We start from the raw sequence: 22,179 nt of genomic DNA, 5'->3' as shown, positions 1-22,179 counted from the left end.
ATCAGACATGACCCGCACCATCGTTGCCTCCGCCACCCGCGAAATCATCATCGGCTTCGACCAGCCCTTCTGCGTCATCGGTGAACGCATCAACCCGACCGGCCGCAAGAAGCTGGCCGCCGAGATGATCGTCGGCAATTTCGACACGGTGATCAAGGACGCGCTGGAACAGGTGGCAGCGGGCGCCACCATGCTCGACGTCAATGCCGGCGTCACCTCCGTCAACCCAAACGAAACCGAGCCGGGCCTGCTTGTGCGCACCCTCGAAATCGTCCAGGGCCTGGTCGATGTGCCACTGTCGATCGACAGTTCGGTCACCGCCGCCATCGAAGCCGCGCTGAAGGTTGCCAAGGGCCGGCCGCTGATCAACTCCGTCACCGGCGAGGAAGAAAAGCTCGAGGCCATTCTGCCGCTCTGCAAGAAATACGACGTTCCGGTGGTCGCCATCTCCAACGACGAAACCGGTATTTCGATGGATCCGGACGTCCGCTTCGCAGTTGCGAAGAAAATTGTCGAACGCGCCATGGATTATGGTATCAAGCCGCACGATATCGTGGTCGATCCGCTGGTCATGCCGATCGGCGCTCTCGGCGATGCGGGCCGCCAGGTCTTCGCGCTGCTCTACCGTCTGCGCAACGAGCTGAAGGTTAACACCACGTGCGGCTTGTCGAACATCTCGTTCGGCCTGCCACATCGTCACGGCATCAATGCCGGCTTCATCCCCATGGTTATCGGTGCGGGCATGACGTCGGCGATCATGAACCCCTGCCGTCCGCAGGAAATGGAAGCCGTTCGCGCGGCCAACGTCTTGAACGGGACGGACCAGAATTGCGGCACCTGGATCATGACCTATCGCGATCACAATCCGGCGGGTGGCCATGTGGCCCCTTCCGCAGCAGCACCCGGCGCCTCCAGTGGCCGCCGCGGCGGCCGTGCAGGACGCGCCGGACCCCGGGCAGAAGAACCGGCCGACGCAAAGGCGGAATAACCGCCAGAAAAGAGACATGATGTTTTTCAGTGCCGATCTGCTCGATGAGTTCGCCAGCCTCTGGTTCCAGGCCCCGATGGTCATATCCTCGCGAATGCAGGATTTTGCTCTGTCCGGCGGGTCGGCCAGCGGCGCGGCGGAAGTCAGCCGGATGATCATCGAAAAGCTCTCGGCTGCCACCGAAAGCGCCATGGCCGTGAACATGGCCATGGCAAAGGAAGGCATGATTGCCGCCGCCGCGCTGGCGACCGGCACATGCGCTGGCCTTGCCGGTGCATCCGACCGGGTGGCGGTCGCGGCCCTGAAACCATATGGCAGCCGTGTCCGCGCCAATGCGCGGCGGCTCAGCGAATAGACCAAACTGCATAGGATGAACTGACCGTGTCCGCCCAGGAAAACAAAAGCGATCCCCTCGTCCTGTTCATGCCATCCGGCAAACGCGGCCGTTTCCCCGTCGGCACGCCGGTGCTGGATGCGGCGCGCTCGCTCGGCGTCTATGTCGAAAGCGTGTGCGGCGGCCGGGCAACCTGCGGGCGCTGCCAGGTCTCCGTTCAGGAAGGCAATTTCGCCAAGCACAAGATCGTCTCCTCGCTCGACCACATCTCCGTCAAGGGACCGAAGGAAGAGCGCTACGAGAGCATTCGCGGCCTGCCGGACGGCCGCCGCTTGTCCTGCTCGTCGCAGATCCTCGGCGATCTCGTCATCGACGTGCCGCAGGATACCGTCATTAACGCGCAGGTAGTGCGCAAGGCGGCGACCGACCGGGTGATCGAGCGCAATGCGGCGGTTCAGCTCTGCTATGTCGAAGTTGATGAGCCCGACATGCACAAGCCGCTCGGCGATCTCGACCGGCTGAAGGTCATGCTGGAAAAGGACTGGGGCTGGAAGGATCTGCTAGTCGCGCCGCACCTGATCCCGCAGATCCAGGGCATCCTGCGCAAGGGTAACTGGGGCGTCACCGCCGCGATCCACCGCGACATGGACAGTTCCCGCCCGTTCATCGTCGGCCTCTGGCCGGGCCTGAAGAACGAAGCCTATGGCATCGCCTGCGATATCGGCTCGACGACCATCGCCATGCATCTGGTCTCGCTACTGTCCGGCCGCATCGTTGGATCTTCCGGCACGTCCAACCCGCAGATCCGCTTCGGCGAAGACCTGATGAGCCGCGTCTCCTATGTGATGATGAACCCGGATGGCCGGGAAGCCATGACCAAGGCGGTGCGCGAAGCCATCAATGTCCTGATCGGCAAGGTCTGCGCCGAGGGCGAGGTCGATCGCCACGACATTCTCGACATGGTGTTTGTCGGCAATCCGATCATGCACCACCTGTTTCTCGGCATCGACCCGACCGAACTTGGCCAGGCGCCGTTTGCGCTTGCCGTCTCCGGCGCGCTGCAATACTGGGCGCATGAGATCGATATCGACGTCAATCGCGGCGCCCGTCTCTACATGCTGCCCTGCATTGCCGGTCATGTCGGCGCCGATGCTGCTGGTGCGACGCTGGCTGAAGGCCCCTATCGCCAGGACCGGATGATGCTTCTGGTCGATGTCGGCACCAACGCCGAAATCGTGCTCGGCAACAAGGACCGCGTCGTTGCCGCCTCCTCGCCGACCGGGCCTGCCTTCGAAGGTGCTGAAATTTCCTCCGGCCAGCGCGCAGCGCCCGGCGCCATCGAGCGCGTCCGCATCGATCCGGAAACGCTGGAGCCGAAATTCCGTATCATCGGCGTCGACAAATGGTCGGATGAAGAGGGTTTTGCCGAGGAAGCCACAGCCGTCGGCATTACCGGCATCTGCGGCTCGGCAATCATCGAGGTCGTCGCCGAAATGTATCTCTGCGGCATCATTTCCGAAGACGGCGTCGTCGATGGCGGCATGGCGGCAAAGAGCCCGCGCATCCTGCAGAACGGCCGCACCTTCTCTTACCTGTTGCACGACGGCGAACAGCGCATCACAGTCACCCAGAATGATGTGCGCGCCATCCAGCTTGCGAAGGCTGCCCTTTATGCCGGCATCAAGCTTCTGATGGAAAAGCTTGAGATCGAGCATGTCGATACGATCCGCTTTGCCGGCGCCTTCGGCTCCTTTATCGATCCCAAATACGCCATGGTGCTCGGCCTCATCCCCGATTGCGATCTCTCCGAGGTCAAGGCGGTCGGCAATGCCGCCGGTACCGGCGCGCTGATGGCGCTGCTGAACCGCGGCCACCGCCGCGAGATCGAGCAAACCGTCAATAAAATCGAGAAGATAGAGACGGCACTTGAATCAAAGTTTCAGGAGCACTTCGTCTACGCCATGGCGCTTCCGAACAAGGTCGACACCTTCCCGAAGCTCTCTGCCGCGGTAAAATTGCCCGAGCGGAAAGTGCTGTCCGACGATGGCGGCGAGGGCGGCGGCAGGCGCAGGCGCCGAAGCCGCGAATAGCGGGTGCGGATTGACGCAACGGGCGGGAACCAAATGACCACGGCGGCGTTTTTGCGTGACCGTGGATCAGATGCTCTGTCAAAACCCGACCCAACGCTCGCGCGACGCCATGCAGAAGGCGGCCACTGAGCTCGTTTATCTCTCCAGTCTGACTGGCGGCATCACCCGCAAACCGGGCAAGCGCGCCTTTCTCTACTATGATGCCGATGGCAGGCGGATCGAGGACCGGGGCGAACTGGACCGGATTGCAGCGCTGGCCATCCCGCCCGCCTATACCGATGTGCTGATCTCGATCAGGCAACAGGCCGGGACGCGCGCGGGCGCAAGCAATATCGTTATCATCCGGAATGGTCGGCCGAGCGCGGCAAGAGCAAATTTGCGCAATTGCCGGATTTCGCCGCGCGGCTTCCGCGCATTCGCGAAAAGGTCGATACTGACTTGCGTCTGCGAAAGCCCGGCATGGAGAAGGCTTTGGCGACGATCGTCTGGCTGCTCGACAATCTGTACATCCGCGTCGGCAATGCCACCTACGCCGAGGAGAATGGCTCGTATGGTCTCACCACGTTGCGCAATCGCCACGTCAAGATCGAAGGCTCCAGCGTTCATTTCAACTTCAAGGGAAAATCCGGCAGGGAATGGCGCCTCAGCCACAACGACCGGCGCATTACCAAGTCGATCCGCATGCTGCAGGAATTGCCGGGCCAGCAGCTGTTCCAGTATCTCGACGAGGACGGCGGACGCCATGCGATCCGGTCGCAGGACGTCAATGCCTATATCCGCGAGGCCTCCGGTGCCGACTTTTCGTCACGGCAGTTCCGCACATGGGGTGCAACGCGGATGGCGGCAAAGGCATTGTCGATGATGGAACCGGGACCGAGCCAACGCCAAATCAAGCGCCAGATCAACGACGTTGTCGATGCGGTCGCCGCACGGCTGGTCAACACCCGCGCTGTTTGCCGCTCGTCCTATATTCATCCGAAAGTCTTTGAGGATTTCCAGAGCGGCGCGCTTGCCGATCTTGCCAAGCTGCGGCCGAGCCGCAGCGAAACACTGACACGCTGGATGGACGACGATGAAATCCGCGTGCAGCGCTGGCTGAAGAAGAGCGGCACGTAGGCGCCGCCCAGACTACTGACAAAGTCATTTTCTCACCATTTGATGACCACTTGGGAAATTGCGCGATGCCAAATTTTTCGTCATCTCTGTGCTTGTCACGGAGATCCAGCTAGCCCAAGTCATTGGGCTGAGGGAGTCTTTTGACCCGACAGACGTCGGGTCGCTGGATCCCCGCCACGAGGACGAGGATGACGGAGAGTGGAGTGCCGCTTTCGTCAAATAGTCGGCGTTCGGGTTTGTCAGCAGTCTGAGCGGCACGTAGGCACCGCCCCTGAATCGATTATTGCAAACCGACGAAAGCCGTCCGGACATGTTCGGCAACGGCCAAAACCGGCGGCGACGCATTGTCGACCACCTGCAGGCCGATATTGTAGTGGCCAAGCTCCGGCAGGCCTTCAGCTTCGCCAAGCGCCACGAGATCGCCTTGAACGAGATAACGCGGCAAAGGCGCAATCGCGAGGTCGGCCTGGATGGCGGCGCGCTGCCCCGTCGTATGGGCACTCAGAAACGCCACACGGAACTTGCGGCCAGACAGCGTCAACTGCTCCACGGCATCGGCGCGCCAGACGCAGCCATCTTCCCACATCGAGATCGGCAACGGTTCGCGCGTATGCGCCGTTCCACATTTTATGCCGGCCCAGACGAGTTTCTCAGAGACCAGGATTTCGCCGCCGCCGGTGTTTTCACCGGCCAGACTGTTAAAGATGGCGATGTCCATCCGATGTTCTTCCACACGCTTGCGCATGACGCTGCTGTTGCCGATGGTCACATCGACCGTGACATTCGGGTAGGATTCGGAAAACCGCTTCAGCACTTCAGGCAGGATGCGCTCCCCGATATCCTCGGGTGCGCCGACACGGACGACACCATTCATGTCCGGCAAGAGGAAACGCGACACGGCCTCGTTGTTGAGCGCCAGCATGCGTCGCGCGAACCCGAGCAGCACCTCGCCTTTCGGCGTCAGCGATACCGAACGCGCGTCCCGCAGGAACAGAACGCAGCCGAGCATTTCCTCAAGTTTCTTGATCTGCATCGAGACAGCCGACGGCGTCCGGTACACAGTCTCGGCCGCCGTGGTGAAATTTCCGGTCTCGGCGATGGCGACGAATGTTTTCAGGATGTCCAGCTCAAGGAGCGGAAGGACATGCCGCATCATCATGTTCATGGGAGCCTCACGGATCAGATTTTCTGAATTACAACATCACTTCATTTCGTTTGATTGAACCTCAACGGAAGCCGATAGTCAAGTTACAAACATCGAAGACGTGACGAAAGGAGCTTCCCATGTCCCTGCACCACGACACGGCACCGGTTGAAAAAACCTCCATCCGGCTGCAAGCCGGCGGCTTCGCATTCACGATGCACCAAATGTTTGCGCCGCTCGTCCAGCAGCTGACCGGCGGTCACCACGCCCGCAAGATCGTGGAAACGCGCAAGGCAACCCGGCGCGAAATCTCCCATCTGCCGGCCAGTCTACAACAGGATCTGGCTTTTTCCGATGGCACGGTCATAGCGCTGGAGCAGCGTTAAGCGCGGGGCGCCAGATAACAGCCCTTGGAAACTCCGGCTCAGGCCTCTAAACTCACCACCAGTGGCGCATTCGTCGCTGGCCGTAAACGAGGGAGGAGCCTTTAAACCGTGAAATACCGCCTGCTCGCCGCCCTGTGCCTTGCGCCGCTTTTGCTGTTTTCCGTGGTTTTCCAGGGCGGAGCATTGGCGACGCGCAGCTATATGGACGAGGCATCGCTGCAGGCAAGCTCGGCCTTGCGCCTGGCGGTCTCGGCGCTCAGCGGCCATCTCAGCCGCTATGAGCCTTTGCCGGCGCTGATCGCCGATCATGATGACATCAAGGAACTGATCACCCATCCCGATAACAAGGCCCTGCGCGATGCGGCGGATGTCTACCTCAAGCATATCAACAGGCTGCTGGAATCCTCCGATATCTACGTCATAACTCTCGACGGGGACACCATTGCCGCCAGCAACTACGATCTGAAAACGAGCTTTGTTGGCCAGAACTTCAGCTACCGCCCCTATTTTCAGGACGCCGCAATGGGCAGGCAGTCGCGTTTCTATGCGCTCGGCACCACCTCGCTGAAGCGCGGCTATTATTTCGCTTCGCCGATCCGCGTCGATGGCCGCATCCGCGGCGTCATCGTCTTCAAGGTCGATATCGATTCGATCGAAACATCCTGGCGCGGCGGCGAGTACAAGATCTTCGTCTCCGACCCGGAAGGCATCGTCTTCATGACCGGCAGCCCGGAATGGCTCTATTCCAGCATCCTGCCGCTCAACAGTGCCCGCCTGCAAAGGACGCAGGCCTCGCGGCGCTATGCCGAAGCGGAGCTGAAGCCGTTGCCGATCACTCGCAGCAGGCTTGAAGATCACGAGCTGATGACCACGACCACCGCGGACCGCCGGGAATATCTGGTGCTGTCGCAATATATGCCCGAGGCCGACTGGACGGTGAATGTGCTGATGGACACCGCCTCCGCTCGCGCCCAGGCGCGCACCACCATCATCGCCGTCGTGCTTTTCCTCTGCCTTGCTGGTCTTGCGCTGGCCATCGTCCTGCAGCGCCGCTCCCGTCTTGCTGAGCGCATGCGCATGCAGACCGAGGCACGCAACGAGCTGGAACACCGGGTCGAGGAGCGCACCGCCGACCTTGCACTGGTCAACGAGCGCATCGAGGAAGAGATAGCCGAACGGCGGTTGACCGAACTGGAGCTGCGCAAGACCCAGGCCGACCTGATCCAGGCGGGTAAGCTCGCAGGTCTTGGGCAGATGTCAGCCGCCCTCTCCCACGAACTCAATCAGCCACTGGCCGCCGCCAAGACCTATGCCGACAGCGCGGCGATGCTGATCGATCTGGAACGGGTGCCCGAGGCCCGTGATAATGTCCGGCGTATTTCCGGGTTGATCGATCGCATGGCCTCGATCAGCCGTCACCTGCGCAATTTCGCCCGCAAGCCGAACGAGAAGCTGAGCCCAGTGGCGCTCGATGCCGTCATCGCCGATACGCTGGAGATCGTCTCCGCCCGCCTGAAGACCGCCGATGCAGACCTGCAGATCGAACTCGCCGGCAATGCCGGGATGGTCAATGCCGGGTCGGTGCGGCTGCAGCAGGTGCTTGTCAACATCATCACCAACGCGGCGGATGCGATCGAAGGTCTTGCCGACCGGCGCATTCATGTCTTGGCGGAACGTCAAAACGACAAGATTATCCTGACGATCAGGGATCATGGACCGGGCGTGCCGGCGGCAATCACCGAGCGAATCTTCGATCCTTTCTACACCACCAAGGGCGTCGGCAAGGGGCTGGGTCTCGGCCTCTCGATCTCCTACAATATCATCAAGGATTTCGGCGGCAGTCTCTCCGTCTCAGACCACCCGGAGGGCGGCGCCGTGTTTCGTATCGAACTGGAAGCAGCAACGGCAGCGCAGGAGGCCGCCGAGTGAGCGATGCACGCGTGCTGCTGGTCGATGACGAAGAGGAAATGCGCCGCTCCACCGCGCAGGCGCTCGGCCTGTTCGGACTTGATGTCGATACTCACGCCAGCGCCGAGGACGTGCTCGAACTGATCGGCTACAGCTTCTCCGGCGTCGTCATCAGCGATATCCGCATGCCCGGCATGGATGGCATGACGCTGTTGCAGCGAATCCGCGAGGTTGATGCGGAAATCCCGGTCATCCTCGTCACCGGCCATGGCGACGTGCAGCTGGCCGTCAAGGCCATGCGTGAAGGTGTCTACGATTTCCTTGAAAAGCCGTTTACCGCCCAGCATCTGGCAGCCATTGCCCGTCGCGCGCTCGACCGGCGCAGCCTCGTGCTCGAAAACCGGCGGCTGCGCGCTGTCGCCGGCAAGCGTGACGATATCGAGGCAAGGCTACCCGGCCGGACACAGGCGATGGTCGATCTGCGCTACCGGCTGCGCGCCATCGGGGCGACCGACGCCGACACGCTGATCATCGGCGAAACCGGCGTCGGCAAGGAAGTCGTTGCCCGGGCGCTGCACGATATCAGCGCCCGGGCCGACCGGCCGCTGATCGCCATCAACTGCGCCGCCCTGCCGGAAAACCTGATCGAGAGCGAACTGTTCGGCCATGAGGCCGGCGCCTTTCCGGGGGCGCTGCGGCCACGCTACGGCAAGTTCGAACATGGCCGCGGCGGCACCATCCTGCTCGACGAGATCGGCTCCCTGCCCTTTGACCTGCAGGCCAAGTTCCTCAGGGTCTTACAGGAGCGGGTGATTACCCGGTTGGGCTCGAATGAGATCGTGCCGCTCGATGTGCGCTTCGTCGCCACCAGCAAGGTCAATCTCGAGGCGGAAGTTGCCGCCGGCCGGTTTCGCGCCGATCTTCTCTACCGCCTGAATGTAGCGACGCTGCATGTACCCTCGCTGGCGCAACGAAAGGCCGATATCCCGCTGCTGTTCCTGCAACTGGTCCGGGAGGCTGCTGCCCGTTACGTGCGCAACGATATCGATGTGCCCCCAAGCCTGATTACCGAGATCGCCGAACGCGCTTGGCCGGGCAACGTGCGTGAGTTGCGCAACGCTGCCGACCGGCTTGTCCTTGGGCTCGACCTGAAGCCCGATGAGGCAGAGGCGCGACCGGAAAAACAGCGCCTGGCAGACAAGGTCGCTGACTTTGAACGCGGCATCATCGCCAGCGCCCTTGCCGCCCATGGCGGCGCGCTGCGGCCCGTCTATGAACTCCTCGGCATCTCTCGAAAGACGCTATACGAGAAAATGCAGAAATACGGGCTGGATAAAAAACTATCTGTCGCCGATGACGACTACGCTGTTTGATGGCGAAATGGGTGGAAATCCACCCAAGCTTTGCGGCGTATGTTCCCAATCTTACCCATGCTGCGCTGCACTTTTCGCGAAATTCGCCAAATCCATTCGCTGAACGGTTGCCCCTTGGCCCTCCTGCTCCACAAATAGGGCATCCAGAATCGGCGCGGGAGGAGCTTCGTCGGCTGGCAACATATTTCATTCGGGAGGACTTCGATGAAAACCCTGACAGCCATTTTTGGCATGACGGCCCTAGCTGCCGTTTCGCTTATTTCCATTTCCGCCAGCGCTCAGACCTATCCGGACCGCACCATCACCATGGTCGTTCCTTTCTCGGCCGGCGGACCTACCGACACGGTTGCGCGCCTCGTTGCCGAATCCATGTCGAAGGACCTCGGCCAGCAGATCGTCGTCGAGAACGTCGGTGGCGCCGGTGGTTCGCTCGGTGCGGGCCGCGTGGCTCAGGCCGATCCGGATGGCTATACGGTTCTGCTCCACCACATCGGTATGGCGACCAGCGCCACGCTTTATCGCAAGCTTGCCTATGACACCCTGAACGCCTTCGAATATGTCGGTCTCGTCACCGACGTGCCGATGACGATCGTTGCCCGCAAGGATTTCGAGCCGAAGGACCTCAAGGGCCTGATCGACTATGTCAAGGCCAATAAGGACACGGTCACCGTTGCCAATGCCGGCATCGGCGCTGCCTCGCATCTCTGCGGCATGATGTTCATGAGCGCCATCGAAACGCCGGTCGTTACCGTTCCGTACAAGGGAACCGGCCCGGCAATGACCGATCTGCTCGGCGGCCAGGTCGATATCATGTGCGACCAGACCACCAACACCACCAAGCAGATCCTCGGCGGCACGATCAAGGCTTACGCAGTCACCTCGCCTGCACGCCTCCCCGTCCTGCCGGACGTCCCGACAGCTGTCGAAGGCGGTTTGGCTGACTTCCAGGTCGGCATCTGGCACGGCGTCTACGCGCCGAAGGGCACGCCGGCAGAAGCCACAGAACGCCTATCGAAGGCTCTCCAGGTTGCTCTGAAAGACCCGAACGTCGTTGCCCGCTTTGCCGAACTCGGCACGGTTCCGTCTTCGGAAGCCGAAGCGACACCGGCCGCCTTGAAGACCAAGCTTGAGACCGAGATCGCCCGCTGGAAGCCGGTGATCGAAGCAGCCGGCCAATACGCCGACTGATCACGCCCACGATAGGTCATATGCCCTTCCGCCTTCCTCTTTCCCGAAAGAGGAAGGCGTCTGCCCAATATCATTCGATGGCTATGCAAATGAGATGGTGGGCAGAGGAAAACCGGGCGGAAATAAAGGAGGCATCATGAAATCCTTATCCTTCGACACCACCAACGCCCTCTGCGGCGCGCTCTTCATCGCACTGGGCGGCTTCTTCGTCTATCAAAGCCTGGGCCTTGACCTCGGCACGGCATTCAAAATGGGACCGGGTTATTTTCCGCTATTCCTGGCCGCCATCCTGACGCTTCTCGGCGTCATCATCATTGTTCAATCGACCCGTGTCGAAGGCGAACCGCTCGGGCCTGTGGCTTGGCGCGGCATGCTGTTCATTCTGCCGGCGCCGATCTTCTTCGGACTGACCGTGCGCGGCCTCGGCTTCGTGCCATCGCTGTTCTTTACCGCCCTGATCGCCTGCTTTGCGTCCCAGCGCATGAAGCCGCTGACGGCGCTGGCGTTGTCGGTAGCGCTGACGATCTTTTCGGTCGCCGTGTTCAGCTACGCGCTCGGCCTGCCCTTCCAGCGCTTCGGCCCCTGGGTCAGATTGTAGGACATCACGATGGATCTTTTCAGCAATCTCGCACTCGGCTTCTCTACGGCCGGCTCACCCGAAAACCTCCTCTTTTGCCTGATCGGCGTGCTGCTCGGCACATTGATCGGGGTTCTGCCCGGCATCGGCGCCACGGCGACCATCGCCATGCTGTTGCCCATCACCTTCCAGTTGGAGCCCGTCTCCTCGCTGATCATGCTTGCCGGTATCTACTACGGGGCACAATATGGCGGATCGACCACCGCCATCCTGATCAATATGCCCGGCGAATCCTCGTCTGCCGTCACCGCTATCGACGGCTACCAGATGGCCCGCAAAGGCCGGGCCGGTGCAGCACTTTCCATCGCAGCGCTCGGGTCGTTTTTCGCCGGAACGGTCTCAACCTTTCTGGTGGCGATCTTCGCCCTTCCGCTGACGGCCATTGCCCTGCAATTTGGCGCGGCCGAATATTTCTCGCTGATGATCGTCGGCCTCGTCTCGTCGATTGCGCTTGCCCACGGCTCGATCGTCAAGGCGTTGGCCATGGTGGCGCTGGGTCTTCTGCTGGGTCTCGTCGGTACCGACATCTACACCGGCACCCCGCGCTTCACGCTCGGCATCCGTGAATATGCCGACGGGTTGAATTTCGTCGCCGTTGCCGTCGGCGTCTTCGGCGTCGCCGAAATCCTGCGCAATCTCGAGGGTGAAAAGACCCGTACCGTGCTGATGGCCAAGGTCAGCGGACTTTTGCCGACGCGCGACGATTTCAAGCAGATGGTCGCACCGGTGCTGCGCGGCACCGCAATCGGCTCCGCGCTCGGCATTCTGCCCGGCGGCGGCGCCATCCTTGCGGCCTTCGCCTCCTATACGGTGGAAAAGCGCATGTCCAAGCACCCGGAGGAGTTCGGCCACGGCGCGATCGCCGGCGTCGCAGGCCCCGAATCGGCCAACAATGCGGGTGCCCAGACCTCGTTCATTCCGCTGTTGACGCTCGGCATTCCCGCCAATCCGGTGATGGCGCTGATGGTCGGTGCGATGATCATCCAAGGTATCGTCCCCGGCCCGAACGTCGCAGTCGAGCAACCAGCGCTGTTCTGGGGCATCATCGCCTCGATGTGGATCGGCAACCTGATGCTGGTCGTCCTCAACCTGCCGCTGATCGGGCTGTGGGTAAAGCTCTTGACGATCCCCTACTACGTGCTCTTCCCGATCATCATGGCCTTCTGCTCGATCGGGGTCTACAGCGTCAACTCCAACGTTTACGACCTCTATGCCGTCGCCTTCTTCGGCCTGGCGGGGTATGCGCTGGTCAAGCTGCGCTGCGAACCGGCGCCTCTTCTGCTCGGTTTCGTGCTCGGGCCGCTATTGGAGGAAAACCTGAGGCGGGCGATGATCCTGTCGCGTGGTGATGCGACGACCTTCATCACCCGGCCGATCAGCGCCATCCTGCTGCTGATCGCCCTTGCCGTGCTGGTCGTCGTTTTCCTGCCGGCGGTCAAGGCCAAACGCGAAGCGGTGTTCCAGGAAGAGGATTGAGCGATCCGCACGCTTACGCGTGCTTGATTTAACATTGCCCCTGCCGGTGATCAGACCCCGGCAGGGGCAGCAGTTGCGGCAATGACACAAAGCAGCCCTCAAACAACAAAGGCCGGTCTTTCGACCAGCCCTCCAAATTTGCCGATCGGCCACAACCATCAGGTTCCGGTGTATGCATGTGTGGTGGCCGCCCAGCGGCCGCATCAAGCGGCGCTTGCGTCGCTCTTTTCCCCTTCATTCTTTCTATTCGCGGCTCCGGTCGATGCCTCTATCATCGCCATGTTGATGATGTAGCTCAACAGGATGTTTGCTTGGCTGTCAGCGAGAAGTTTGGCTGCGCTGAGAAGATCGACGATATGGGACTGCGCTTTCATCGGGCCCTCCACCCTTCATTAACCACGGCACATGGTGCGCTAATTTAGTCGATTCATTCAACTGTGGATAATCATCAATGAAAATTGCCAGTAGAGCAATAAAAACGCCCTGGAGTTTAAGCGTATGAGCGCATGGTTTGACAGCGCAGAAATCATGAGCATACTTGTCTTCTATTCGATTCAGAGAACCCCAAATGACATCCGGCCCAATCTTTAGCGATGCGCAACTCAAACTCTGGCTGCGGCGCGTTCAGACCGAAATGTCGAAGGGAACACCGCCAGAAGCAGCTCTCGATCTGGTCAAGACAACCATGAAAGCACAGACTGCAGGAGAAACTCAGCCTTTTTCGGCCGAGACCGTTCCGCAAAAATCGGCGAAAACCTCCTAGAAACTCCCCCAAAAACGGTCACATTTGCTAGGATGCTGACGAACCCACCTTAAAGCGAATCTACTAAGTCCTTGTAGTAAAATGGTTCGACCCCTCTAAAAAGAATCTTCGGGTAAAATCCTAGTCGCATTTTACTGTCGACGCTGGCGAAGAGCAGTAAGATTACCGAATACACGGCATCAAATCTGAACCAAAATGGCCTTCGATTGCAGCTCGAGACCAAACGGAGATAGTTCCACTATAGCTTAGCGTGACCGATTTAATGCCGGATTTCGTGAGTGAATGGATCACATCGGGCATCAGCATGCGTTGTTTGCCAGGGAGATATCGAACCGTAAAGAGATTACTTGGCTCAAAGTCGCCAAGGAATTTGGCGATCATCTCGGCGTTAAACGGCGGCGAAATAAGCCCTGCTCTGAGAACCGCGGAAAATCCAGTGTCATAAAGCCGAATTTTACTTCCAACCTCGCGTCTGGAAAGTGGAATTGTTTGCACAGGGTCAACTCTTCTGGGAATACCCGATAGCGTCGCGTGAACCTCCGCCATGTCTTCGACATAGACTTTCTCTAGCAATGAAGATCCCCAGCGATCGGTTATCCAGTACCGAATTCGGCCTGAAAGCATCGCGCTCACGATTTCATTCCAAGGGTCATCAGCTCTAAGGTACAAGGAGGAAACGGCACGGGGCAAACGGATCGCGTGTTTGGGAACCGGTGAGTTTTGTGCATTCATACCTATGAAGCGGACTAAGCGGTCCGTGTAATGCGGTAAGTCCGACCTTGCTCGGTCGCTAGCGGGCTGCAGTGGGAAAAACGTACCGTCGGACATCGAGAAGAATGTTGGGATTGATATCCCTATTTTCTCTGCGACCGTGCGAACATCGGGACGCGACCGAACCAAGATAGCTTCGACGTTAATTTTCGAACTTGTCTCTAATGCTCCTCGGGAAATCCAGTTTCTCACCAGCCGATACTCAGATGTGCTTGGATTCGTCTCAGGTGGCGACTTGAGGGCCATTCGGACGTACGAAGCTCGGCAAATCTGCTGGATCCGAGCACGGATGCCGGCGTTAAGTCGGCTGTTGTGGATAATACCCTTGTATTCCCAGTCAGTTGTTCGACCTGAATCTCTACCATTTGCGAAATGTGCTTCGACCGTTTCCGGCCACCCGCGGACAATAGCGCCAGCGAGTGCCAGATTTTCTGGAGGAATATTTCTGGCAGGCGCCAAGCTTCCAGGCAATGATCTTGCAATCGCATATATGACTTCAAAAATCTCGCCATTACTTAGATCATCGAAGTCTTTGTGCATGCGAGATCTCTCCTTTCGTCGGAGCTCCATCGCTGTGGGGTCTATCATGCTTGTGACGAAATCCAGATCCTTCCAAAGATCCTCACCCACGAGACATTGATCGTGTTCCCTCAAGTCAACGGCTCGCAGTTCTCCCTCTTCGGAAATGTGCGAACAACGGTCGCAGCACCAAACGTCGCCCATAAATGTTGCGGCCAAACGTCGAGTGCAGACCGGACAATGCGAAATTAGCATTTCCTTCGTATCCGGGTCGAACCCCACGGGAAAAATACGCCACATAGCTCGAAGATATGGAGCCTTCCTCAATGCCCGAGGCGAAACCCGGCGCGCAGCCATGAAGGCTTTTTCGTCGATCCAGGTGTCGAAGAATGGTCTGAGATGCTTGCGCGGAGGCAGGTCGTTATGGAGAAGATGACGAACTTCATCTGGTCCACCGCGATTTCCAAGAAGCGTCGTTAGTGCTTCAGGCGTGATATCATATCTGTTGCGGGTCGGTCCGTTTAGGGTGAGTTGTGGAACATCAATCATCCTGCAGGACATTGACGGAGGGAACCCATTCTCGCACGCCGCCCTGATCATGATATCTACGAGGCATTCTCCCGGATATGGAGTAATCGCAAGCCGGTACGAGCGTCCGACGGACTGATCTCGCCGAATGAAATAGTTTTGCTCAAATTCATCAGTGCTCGATGCTGTCGTCATGGGCGAACTCCTCTACGGTTGGAATGAAAGTCGGGCCGTCCGTGAAGGGGTTGTAAGAGCAGATGCCTATTCTCAATGAAAAATCCTTGACGGCTTTTTCGAGGTGTTCTCGTCTTAGTTCTCGCAGTCCCTTGCCGATCGCCAGTTCGAGCGCCATGCGAACGATCACCGTAACAAGACCAAGGCGTCCTTTTGATGCAATGTTGAGGCAAAGCGGGACATCGCTTGATACAAGGATCTCAGGTGGCCTCTCCAAGATTCCATGCTGGACGATCTTAAGGGCCAAGCGGCCGCAAAAATCGTTGAAAATCTTCACGTCATCCTCTTTGCTGAAGTGCAGCGGACCGAATTTTATGGGGGGGTCCGACCTTGTATATACCTGATGCTCGAAGACCACATTTTCGGCATGCGGGGTTCCGACGAACACGATGGGTACTCGTTTTACCCACCTTTTCAAAGTATTCTGCACGGCGGTCGCATCGTCCTTTCGAGTGGTCGGACCTGCGTTCGTTTGTGTCCTGATATGCTGTGTTTCATCTAGGAAAATGATCTGGTAGCCACGGTCACGCAGCGCCTTTTCGACGCGATATCGACGCTGCTTTATGGTCCCCCCGTGTGGATCGGGATCTCGTAGGGCTTCCAGAAAATCGGACATGAGTCCACTCATGGTCGTCTCACCGCTTAGTTCGACATGGAGCGCGATCGTCTGAAGTCGGGACAGAAGCTCCACCGGGGCGTCGTCGTGGTAGGGCCGAAGCTTGCGCCATTCGGGAACGATGATTTCTGCAATGTACCACTCCACGGTCGTCGTCTTGCCCGACTGTGACCCTGCGAAAAGGCTGATCGCAGTTTGTTCGGCATCAGGGGCCGAGATCTTCCGCCTTCGAACCTTTTCGAAACTCGCAACCGCAGCCTCGTGGTACGGATGTTTGATTCGCATTCGTTTGAACACTGCATACAGATCGTCACAAGCTACCAAAGTTTGGGTCACCATCGGCGTCGCCTTTACAGTTCGTTACGGTTCAATCGAGGTCTGCCGCGAGTTCACTTAGAAAACCTGCGGGATTATTCAGGATAGGACCCAAGGCGAAGGCCTTGGAACCGTCGGATGGCGCAGGGCCGGCAATAGGAATTTTTTTTGCCCCGACAGGCCCGGTTATGGCCTCCCGCAACTCCTTGATCAGCTTGCTGGCCGCGCGCGTCTCACGGGCCTTGGCAGCGCCTCGGGGCGCATCTTTATGGGGTTTCGGCGCCGATTTACGCGCCATGGCTGGCATCTCCTGAGGAACGTCGTACGGGGCGTCCCCCCGCACCGTCGGCGCGACGCTGCCGAACTCGATGTGATCGCCGTCGACTAAGCTCCAAACGACGAGTTCCTCGTTTATAATTTGGCGCCGCGCCTTCTTGGCTTGACGGAGAGCCCGCTCGGCCCTTTCCTGTGCCCGCGCATTCTCAAGCCGCTTGAAGTACTCATACTTTGCAAGGATCAATTCCTCTTCGCTAACGTAGTCCCTGTCGAGCTTCAGGTCGGTCGCTCTTATCGACTTTGCTTCGGCATAACTAAGTCCTTCGGCGAACCTGGGCTTGGAGTTCGGCAATCGGACGAAACGGTTAAGCACCGGATCGACGATGGTTATGAAAGAGCAATCGTGTGGATAGACAATCACCTGGATCTCAAGTTTGCCGCTCTTTGACTTTCTGCCTTTTGGGAGCGTACTTTTAAGGAAATCCTGGGTCACCTTGGAGTGGTGAAACGTGTGACCATCATATAAAACACCCGCACCGTCTATCTTGAGCGACCTGCGCGTACCGCACAGGACGTCGACGAGATCAAGGCGTTTGGAGACCGCTCTTCCCACCATTTCATGGTTTATTTTCTCGTTCCATAGTCTCGCGGGGATGCCCTCGAGGGTGCGGTTGCGTCTCATGTGGTAGACATTCACGATAAAGTGCCACATCACACCGGTTGCGAAATCGAGAGCCCATTGAGCTTTCTCCGCAGGCTTGAGCCGTCGAGCGGAAATCGCATGCGGCTTGTACGGGATCCCGCCTGGAGCGCTGTGCCAAAGGCCCTGATTGTACGTATGAAAGGCCCGTTCGACGATCGCCTTGGCTTGAGGTGTGCCTGTAGGAGCGATTTCGATGTCAATCCCGGTGTCTCCAAGGAGTGTCCGCATGGACACACCTACGTTTTCTACACCGTTATCGAACGTGATCCCCTTCGGTTGACCGCAGCCGTCCGTGGCGCCCTTCTTTTGTCCATACCTATCTACAAGCCAGTGCTTGGGTCTCAGCATCTGCTTGAGGGCCAACTGGACGGTATAGGTGGATGGTTGATCGAATGTCAGAATGGCTGCGAGGATCATGCGTGAGTACACATCGATGATGGAAACTAGCCAAGGCCGCTTTTTGCTTTCGATGTTGCCGTCTTCGTCGTAGATGTTGATCCACTCGTCGATCTGCGTTTGGTCTACCTGAACCTTCTCCAGCGGAAACTCGGCAGTCGCACCCGCTGCCTTCCCGTTGTACTTTCGAAGCGCGGCCATCGGATCTCGCCGAGCGAGCCGTTCCTGAGTTTCGTGAAGACGGATGTAGTTTTCAACGGCGGTTTTCTTTGGATATTTGAGGGCAGCTCCCCCATTCAATTGCCGAGCCTTGTCTTCAAATATAGCTTCGGCGAGGAACGAAGTTACGACTTCATGTAGTTGCGGCGGTTTAGGGTTGCCTTCGCTATAGAAATGATCGACCGCCCTCTGGAGCCGTTCCTCGACCCAAGGGTCGTTCCACCTTCGCTTGCTATGCGCGCCTCGCTTACTTATCAGATCCGACAAACAGCGCTGATGCGGAACACCCTTTTGCAACGCCCGATAAAGGGCTGAAGCGGAAGGTTTGTGGAGGTGGCCTGACCGACACGCCGCTCGGTAGTTAACTCCAATGAAATCGTCGAGTCCGTCCTGGGATATGGAAATTATTCCGCCGGCAGCGTCGATGCGGATAGTGTAGAAGAGCAGCATCGCCGCTTCTGCGACTTTCGCCTGCGCCTCCATGATCTTCTTTCGGGTTTCAAGTGTCGTGTCGGAGACAGTCGCATCCATAAGCGCGTAGATGTTGATACGCTCCACCCAGTTTGACGACGGAATTGAGACAGCCACGCGCTCCGCGATCATCTGGGCCAACTTGCGCTGATCGAAGTCTTTCGGCTTTCCCGTAATGTCATCGACAAAAATCAGCGGCCCGCCCGCGACCTGCTTGACGAAGGTATAGTCTCGCGTCCTGTTTTCGAAAGGAATACGGAAGCGCTCGCCTCGATTGAGTTTCAAGGTCATTGCGGGCCTCACGATGCTACGGAAACATGAAGCGAATTGTTCAGCAGCAACCGAACGTCGGTAGTCGGCGCAACTTGATCAGTCAGATCAAGCTCGAGGATGCGCCTCACGTGCATCGCGCGAAGTTTTGCCCAGCCGAACGGGCCGCCCCCAATTGCCTCTACCACCGATTGCGCGGGTCGAGCGCCGGATCGAAGTATCTTCTGGACCGTCCAGACATCCAACTGGTTGACGGCGGTGTGCCTCCACGAAACCACGCTTGCTGCGATCCGCAGTTGAAACTGGAATATCTCCTCTTCCCTCTGGATAGTCCTAAACACATAGCCCAACCGTTCGTACACCTCCTTCGCCAACTCAATTTTTGCCTGGTACCTCGGAGTATGCTGGCGTCGATCACGTTCACTTTTCATTTCTAAGATTACCGTCTTGAAGTTCTCATCGGGCTCATCGAAGGAGGGAGCGAGAGCCGCGACGGAAAACGGAACCTCTCTGTCAAGATCCTCGACGAATGACGGATGCGCTCTGAGCTGGAGGTCCGGGAAGTAGATCAGCGGTTTCTTCTGTTGAGCCACAAACATTTCAAGGCGATGAGGTTGGGCTAGTAGCGAGACCACGCGGCTAGACCCCTCGGCCAGTATCATCGCCGATTTCTCTGCACCCCGGCTCTCCCACGGCATTTGCCCAAAGTTAGCCTTCACGGAAATAAAAAAACCCGTGTAGACGGTCTTTCGGCCATCGATGATGCGTCGGACGGGTCCGCCGTCGGTCGACGTGAGTATCCTCGCGATCGGTTTCGTGTACCCCAAGATGCGGGCCGTGCCGGTGTTTAAAATGACGGACATCAACCTGGTTTCCTTCTCACATTCCGCGGGCGAGGGCTGCCTCGCCATACGGCGTTCCTGATTTTGTTGATGAGGCTCAGAAAATGGCCCGCTCCATGTGTGTCGTTTGAATGCCGCCCCACGCGGCCCTAGTTCGAACCTCCGCTTGAAAGGCGTTAGGCAGACAGTTCAGATGTCCCAAGCAGTCCAGAATGGGCGCCGCCATAGACAACACAAACCCCTTCCCGGCTCGAAAAGTGCGATCCAGTCTTTAGAAAATAAAATTTGAATTTGCAGGCAACGGCTAGCATGCGAAGGATTCCCCTCGCGTTGTGGGTTGCTTTTTACTCGCGGCTACAAGCTACAGGAACTTCGTGCTAATAAACTGTTGGCGTCGCAATCGCAGTCCTCTCGAGGCTTGAGAACTCCGGGTTCAACTTACGTAGGAAGACTTACCCTGAGTCGGACCAGGACTGAAATACGGAATGGAATTTATGAACATGAATCTGAACGCGGAAAAATTCGAACCCAAAGCTGGACCTTCGTTCGCGGAAGCGCATCGCCTTGTAAGTGCCGAGATTGAGCACCTTCGCCAAACCCGCCGCGCAATCGACGCCCAGCTTAAGAAAGCGGAAGCGGCAAAAGTGTTGTTGCAAGAACTACTGCATACTTCCGCCGGTCCACTCGAAGGCGGGAAAGCTTCGCGCGAGCAAAAGCGTTTCCACCGAGGAAGCAAGACCTTTGAGGTCGTGACACGCTGCAAGGAATTCCTCCACAACGCCGGCCGTCCCCTCGATCGTCGCGATCTCCTCTCGTTGATGCAACGTAGTGGGTTTGTGCTCGACGTGGCCAATCCGGCCAGATTCATCGGCCGCACATTATGGGAGAACCCTGACTTCATTCACATTCAGAACCAAGGGTACTGGTTGGCGGGCGACGAGATCCATAAATAGATCCATCTTCCGGTATAAACATACTGTCCCGATCATGCTTGAAGTGCGACCTTGAGGCTATCATTGGTGTGGGGCACCTACAGAGTGCCCCACGACTGCACGAGAACGAACTTGCTTTAGTAGTGATCTGGACGGGTTGAGATCACGCAGAATATCTGCCGCATGACCTGTTCGATCGCCTCATCCTCTCCGTCCTCCTCGAGGAGGAGGAGTTCTGCTGGTTTGACTGTGAAATTGCGCATAAGCGTGTATCTCCTGAGCCGGCGCATTTAGCGCCATATCCGTTGAACGGGCTGGCCGCCGACGGAGGTCGGCAGCCAGCCTGGGCTACACCGAAGGCCAAATCGGTTCAGGGCAGCAACCTTGAACATGTGTGCCAACCGATGCGTTTCCCGCAGGATCACACCCGTTTGGTGCCCGAAAAAGCCAACGCAACACTCAGGACACTTCCAGACAGCAAAAAAACGTGCGTCCAAGCGGGTTAGGACGACATTTCGCTTGATCAAGAAAAGAGGACGCGCTATTTTTTCATTGCTCGTATTCCTTCTGGTGCGAGCTATGCTCCGCCGGGTTCTGTTCCGAGGCGGGAGATCTTAGATCCGGACCGTGTTTCGACCACGGTCCGTTTCTCGTTTGGGTCGAGGGCATTGGCTTTCAGACCACCACTGCCTCGCCCTATAATTATTAAACGGGCGCCCCTGAAAGGCAAGTGTCCCCACTTCTCTTGCTACCGTCCCTAAAAATCTTCGGCACACGCATAGCGTTTGCACATCATTTCCCTCTTCCGGACGTCGACCAAACTACGATAAGGGTAGTTGCCGCCGCCGCAGCAGCTTCCCGACGGTCTGATTGGGATTCCAAAAAGGTCAATCCGAATTTCTCTGCTTCCGGATAGGCGGTCCCCGGTTGAATTACGTGGGGCGGGCGCGGAAAAGGTCGAACTTAGTGAACATGTCACGACAAGAGCGAATCCTTTGGGCTCGTTAAGGCAGGACGGACAGAAGCCTTTTGGAGAGCAACGTTTTCCGTATCGTATGGAGCAGTCCGACACCGCGTAATGAGGCGCGTGACATCCGCAGCAGACCATCAAGGAACGCGTCGAATCCTATGTGTGGGTTGAAGGATTGGGCGGTGCTGGCCACAGAAATTGGCAAGGCTGCTACTACCAACGAATCCTTTCTAAACCCACGATCTTCGTCGCAGGTTCCAAGCGTGGCCTCGAAGCTCTGACAAGGTACTGGGCCGGCATCATCTTCCGCGACCGCTTTCGAGACGGGCAGTCGACCACAAGCAGAGCGGGTGGCACTCCGATCTAAACGGTTCTGCCGGGCGGCAGTCCGAGGAGAGCAGGCGCTGAAAAAACATTATCGAAGGGCCTGTCGTGCGTCCGTTTCTGACGATGATCCATCACTTCGTCAGCTCGAAACATGCGAAATTGTACGAAATTGCTCGAAGTCGACTGCGATTCGGGGGCCTCAAAGCCCCTTATAGAGGCACGAAACCGGCAAGAATTTAAAAAACAAACCGCCCGATTCGAGTCAACGGTAACCGCCCGATTGGCACCGCCTGCCGCATAGCGCCTTGATGGCCTAAGACACGTGTTTAGCGACGTCGTTAGCGACGTGTCTTATGCGGGGATTGCGATGCGGGTTGAAATTCTTGG

General features: G+C 58.2%; 18 protein-coding genes and 1 pseudogene. 13 read left to right on the top strand and 6 right to left on the bottom strand.

Translation table 11 applies throughout. The features are described from left to right. The first annotated feature begins 7 nt into the window (after positions 1-7). From ACP7E0_RS28975 to ACP7E0_RS28955, 5 genes and pseudogenes are all read left to right on the top strand, one after another. Positions 8-988 (top strand): methyltetrahydrofolate cobalamin methyltransferase, encoded by a 981-nt coding sequence (locus tag ACP7E0_RS28975; protein ID WP_426130100.1) that lies wholly within the window; start codon positions 8-10, stop codon positions 986-988. Positions 989-1,004: 16 nt separating this feature from the next. Further along, a complete protein-coding gene (locus ACP7E0_RS28970; RefSeq protein WP_426130098.1) occupies positions 1,005-1,343 on the top strand; it encodes a hypothetical protein in 339 nt (112 codons plus the stop codon). A 68-nt stretch (positions 1,344-1,411) separates the two neighbouring features. Then, positions 1,412-3,412 (top strand): ASKHA domain-containing protein, encoded by a 2,001-nt coding sequence (locus ACP7E0_RS28965; RefSeq protein WP_426130205.1) that lies wholly within the window; start codon positions 1,412-1,414, stop codon positions 3,410-3,412. 70 nt (positions 3,413-3,482) lie between these two features. Further along, positions 3,483-3,662: pseudogene (locus tag ACP7E0_RS28960) on the top strand (hypothetical protein); the annotation flags it as partial. 134 nt (positions 3,663-3,796) lie between these two features. Next, positions 3,797-4,528: a DNA topoisomerase IB gene (locus ACP7E0_RS28955; protein WP_426130096.1), complete on the top strand. Its 732-nt coding sequence runs from the start codon at positions 3,797-3,799 to the stop codon at positions 4,526-4,528. Positions 4,529-4,808: 280 nt separating this feature from the next. Here ACP7E0_RS28955 and ACP7E0_RS28950 read toward each other — a convergent pair whose 3' ends face one another. Next, positions 4,809-5,693, bottom strand: a complete 885-nt coding sequence (locus ACP7E0_RS28950; protein WP_426130095.1) for a LysR family transcriptional regulator — start codon at positions 5,691-5,693, stop codon at positions 4,809-4,811. Positions 5,694-5,812: 119 nt separating this feature from the next. On the opposite strand from ACP7E0_RS28950, the gene ACP7E0_RS28945 reads away from it, so the two are divergent. From ACP7E0_RS28945 to ACP7E0_RS28920, 6 genes are all read left to right on the top strand, one after another. Beyond that, complete coding sequence (locus ACP7E0_RS28945) at positions 5,813-6,058, top strand: hypothetical protein (RefSeq protein WP_426130093.1); 246 nt, start codon at positions 5,813-5,815, stop codon at positions 6,056-6,058. Positions 6,059-6,166: 108 nt separating this feature from the next. Then, positions 6,167-7,987: a sensor histidine kinase gene (locus tag ACP7E0_RS28940; protein WP_426130091.1), complete on the top strand. Its 1,821-nt coding sequence runs from the start codon at positions 6,167-6,169 to the stop codon at positions 7,985-7,987. Then, a complete protein-coding gene (locus ACP7E0_RS28935) occupies positions 7,984-9,339 on the top strand; it encodes a sigma-54-dependent transcriptional regulator (RefSeq protein ID WP_426130089.1) in 1,356 nt (451 codons plus the stop codon). Before ACP7E0_RS28940 ends, ACP7E0_RS28935 begins: the two co-directional genes overlap by 4 nt. A 204-nt stretch (positions 9,340-9,543) precedes the next feature. Further along, positions 9,544-10,527, top strand: a complete 984-nt coding sequence (locus tag ACP7E0_RS28930) for a tripartite tricarboxylate transporter substrate-binding protein (RefSeq protein ID WP_426130088.1) — start codon at positions 9,544-9,546, stop codon at positions 10,525-10,527. Positions 10,528-10,663: 136 nt separating this feature from the next. Next, positions 10,664-11,125, top strand: coding sequence for a tripartite tricarboxylate transporter TctB family protein (locus ACP7E0_RS28925; RefSeq protein ID WP_426130086.1), 462 nt, complete (start codon positions 10,664-10,666; stop codon positions 11,123-11,125). Between the two features lie 9 nt (positions 11,126-11,134). Continuing rightward, positions 11,135-12,640 carry a tripartite tricarboxylate transporter permease gene (locus ACP7E0_RS28920; protein WP_426130084.1) on the top strand — a complete coding sequence of 502 codons (1,506 nt, stop codon included), beginning with the start codon at positions 11,135-11,137 and terminating at the stop codon, positions 12,638-12,640. Between the two features lie 203 nt (positions 12,641-12,843). Here the strand turns inward: ACP7E0_RS28920 and ACP7E0_RS28915 are convergent, their stop codons facing one another. Beyond that, positions 12,844-13,014 carry a hypothetical protein gene (locus ACP7E0_RS28915; protein WP_426130082.1) on the bottom strand — a complete coding sequence of 57 codons (171 nt, stop codon included), beginning with the start codon at positions 13,012-13,014 and terminating at the stop codon, positions 12,844-12,846. A 194-nt stretch (positions 13,015-13,208) separates the two neighbouring features. On the opposite strand from ACP7E0_RS28915, the gene ACP7E0_RS28910 reads away from it, so the two are divergent. Then, positions 13,209-13,403: a hypothetical protein gene (locus tag ACP7E0_RS28910; RefSeq protein WP_426130080.1), complete on the top strand. Its 195-nt coding sequence runs from the start codon at positions 13,209-13,211 to the stop codon at positions 13,401-13,403. Positions 13,404-13,565: 162 nt separating this feature from the next. Here the strand turns inward: ACP7E0_RS28910 and ACP7E0_RS28905 are convergent, their stop codons facing one another. From ACP7E0_RS28905 to ACP7E0_RS28890, 4 genes are read right to left on the bottom strand one after another with little or no spacing between them, the layout of a single operon-like run. Next, positions 13,566-15,416, bottom strand: coding sequence for a hypothetical protein (locus tag ACP7E0_RS28905; protein ID WP_426130078.1), 1,851 nt, complete (start codon positions 15,414-15,416; stop codon positions 13,566-13,568). Beyond that, complete coding sequence (locus ACP7E0_RS28900) at positions 15,394-16,410, bottom strand: AAA family ATPase (protein ID WP_426130077.1); 1,017 nt, start codon at positions 16,408-16,410, stop codon at positions 15,394-15,396. Before ACP7E0_RS28900 ends, ACP7E0_RS28905 begins: the two co-directional genes overlap by 23 nt. Positions 16,411-16,438: 28 nt before the next feature. Next, positions 16,439-18,742: an integrase catalytic domain-containing protein gene (locus tag ACP7E0_RS28895; RefSeq protein ID WP_426130075.1), complete on the bottom strand. Its 2,304-nt coding sequence runs from the start codon at positions 18,740-18,742 to the stop codon at positions 16,439-16,441. Positions 18,743-18,750: 8 nt separating this feature from the next. Beyond that, positions 18,751-19,584, bottom strand: coding sequence for a hypothetical protein (locus tag ACP7E0_RS28890; protein ID WP_426130073.1), 834 nt, complete (start codon positions 19,582-19,584; stop codon positions 18,751-18,753). 473 nt (positions 19,585-20,057) lie between these two features. On the opposite strand from ACP7E0_RS28890, the gene ACP7E0_RS28885 reads away from it, so the two are divergent. After that, positions 20,058-20,516 carry a hypothetical protein gene (locus ACP7E0_RS28885; RefSeq protein WP_426130071.1) on the top strand — a complete coding sequence of 153 codons (459 nt, stop codon included), beginning with the start codon at positions 20,058-20,060 and terminating at the stop codon, positions 20,514-20,516. The last annotated feature ends 1,663 nt before the right edge of the window (positions 20,517-22,179 follow it).

Origin of the sequence: Pararhizobium sp. PWRC1-1 (assembly GCF_049897905.1) — a bacterium.
Taxonomy (GTDB): domain Bacteria; phylum Pseudomonadota; class Alphaproteobacteria; order Rhizobiales; family Rhizobiaceae; genus Pararhizobium.
Note: the sequence above shows the minus strand (reverse complement) of the source record. Positions and strands in the feature narration are given on the sequence as shown.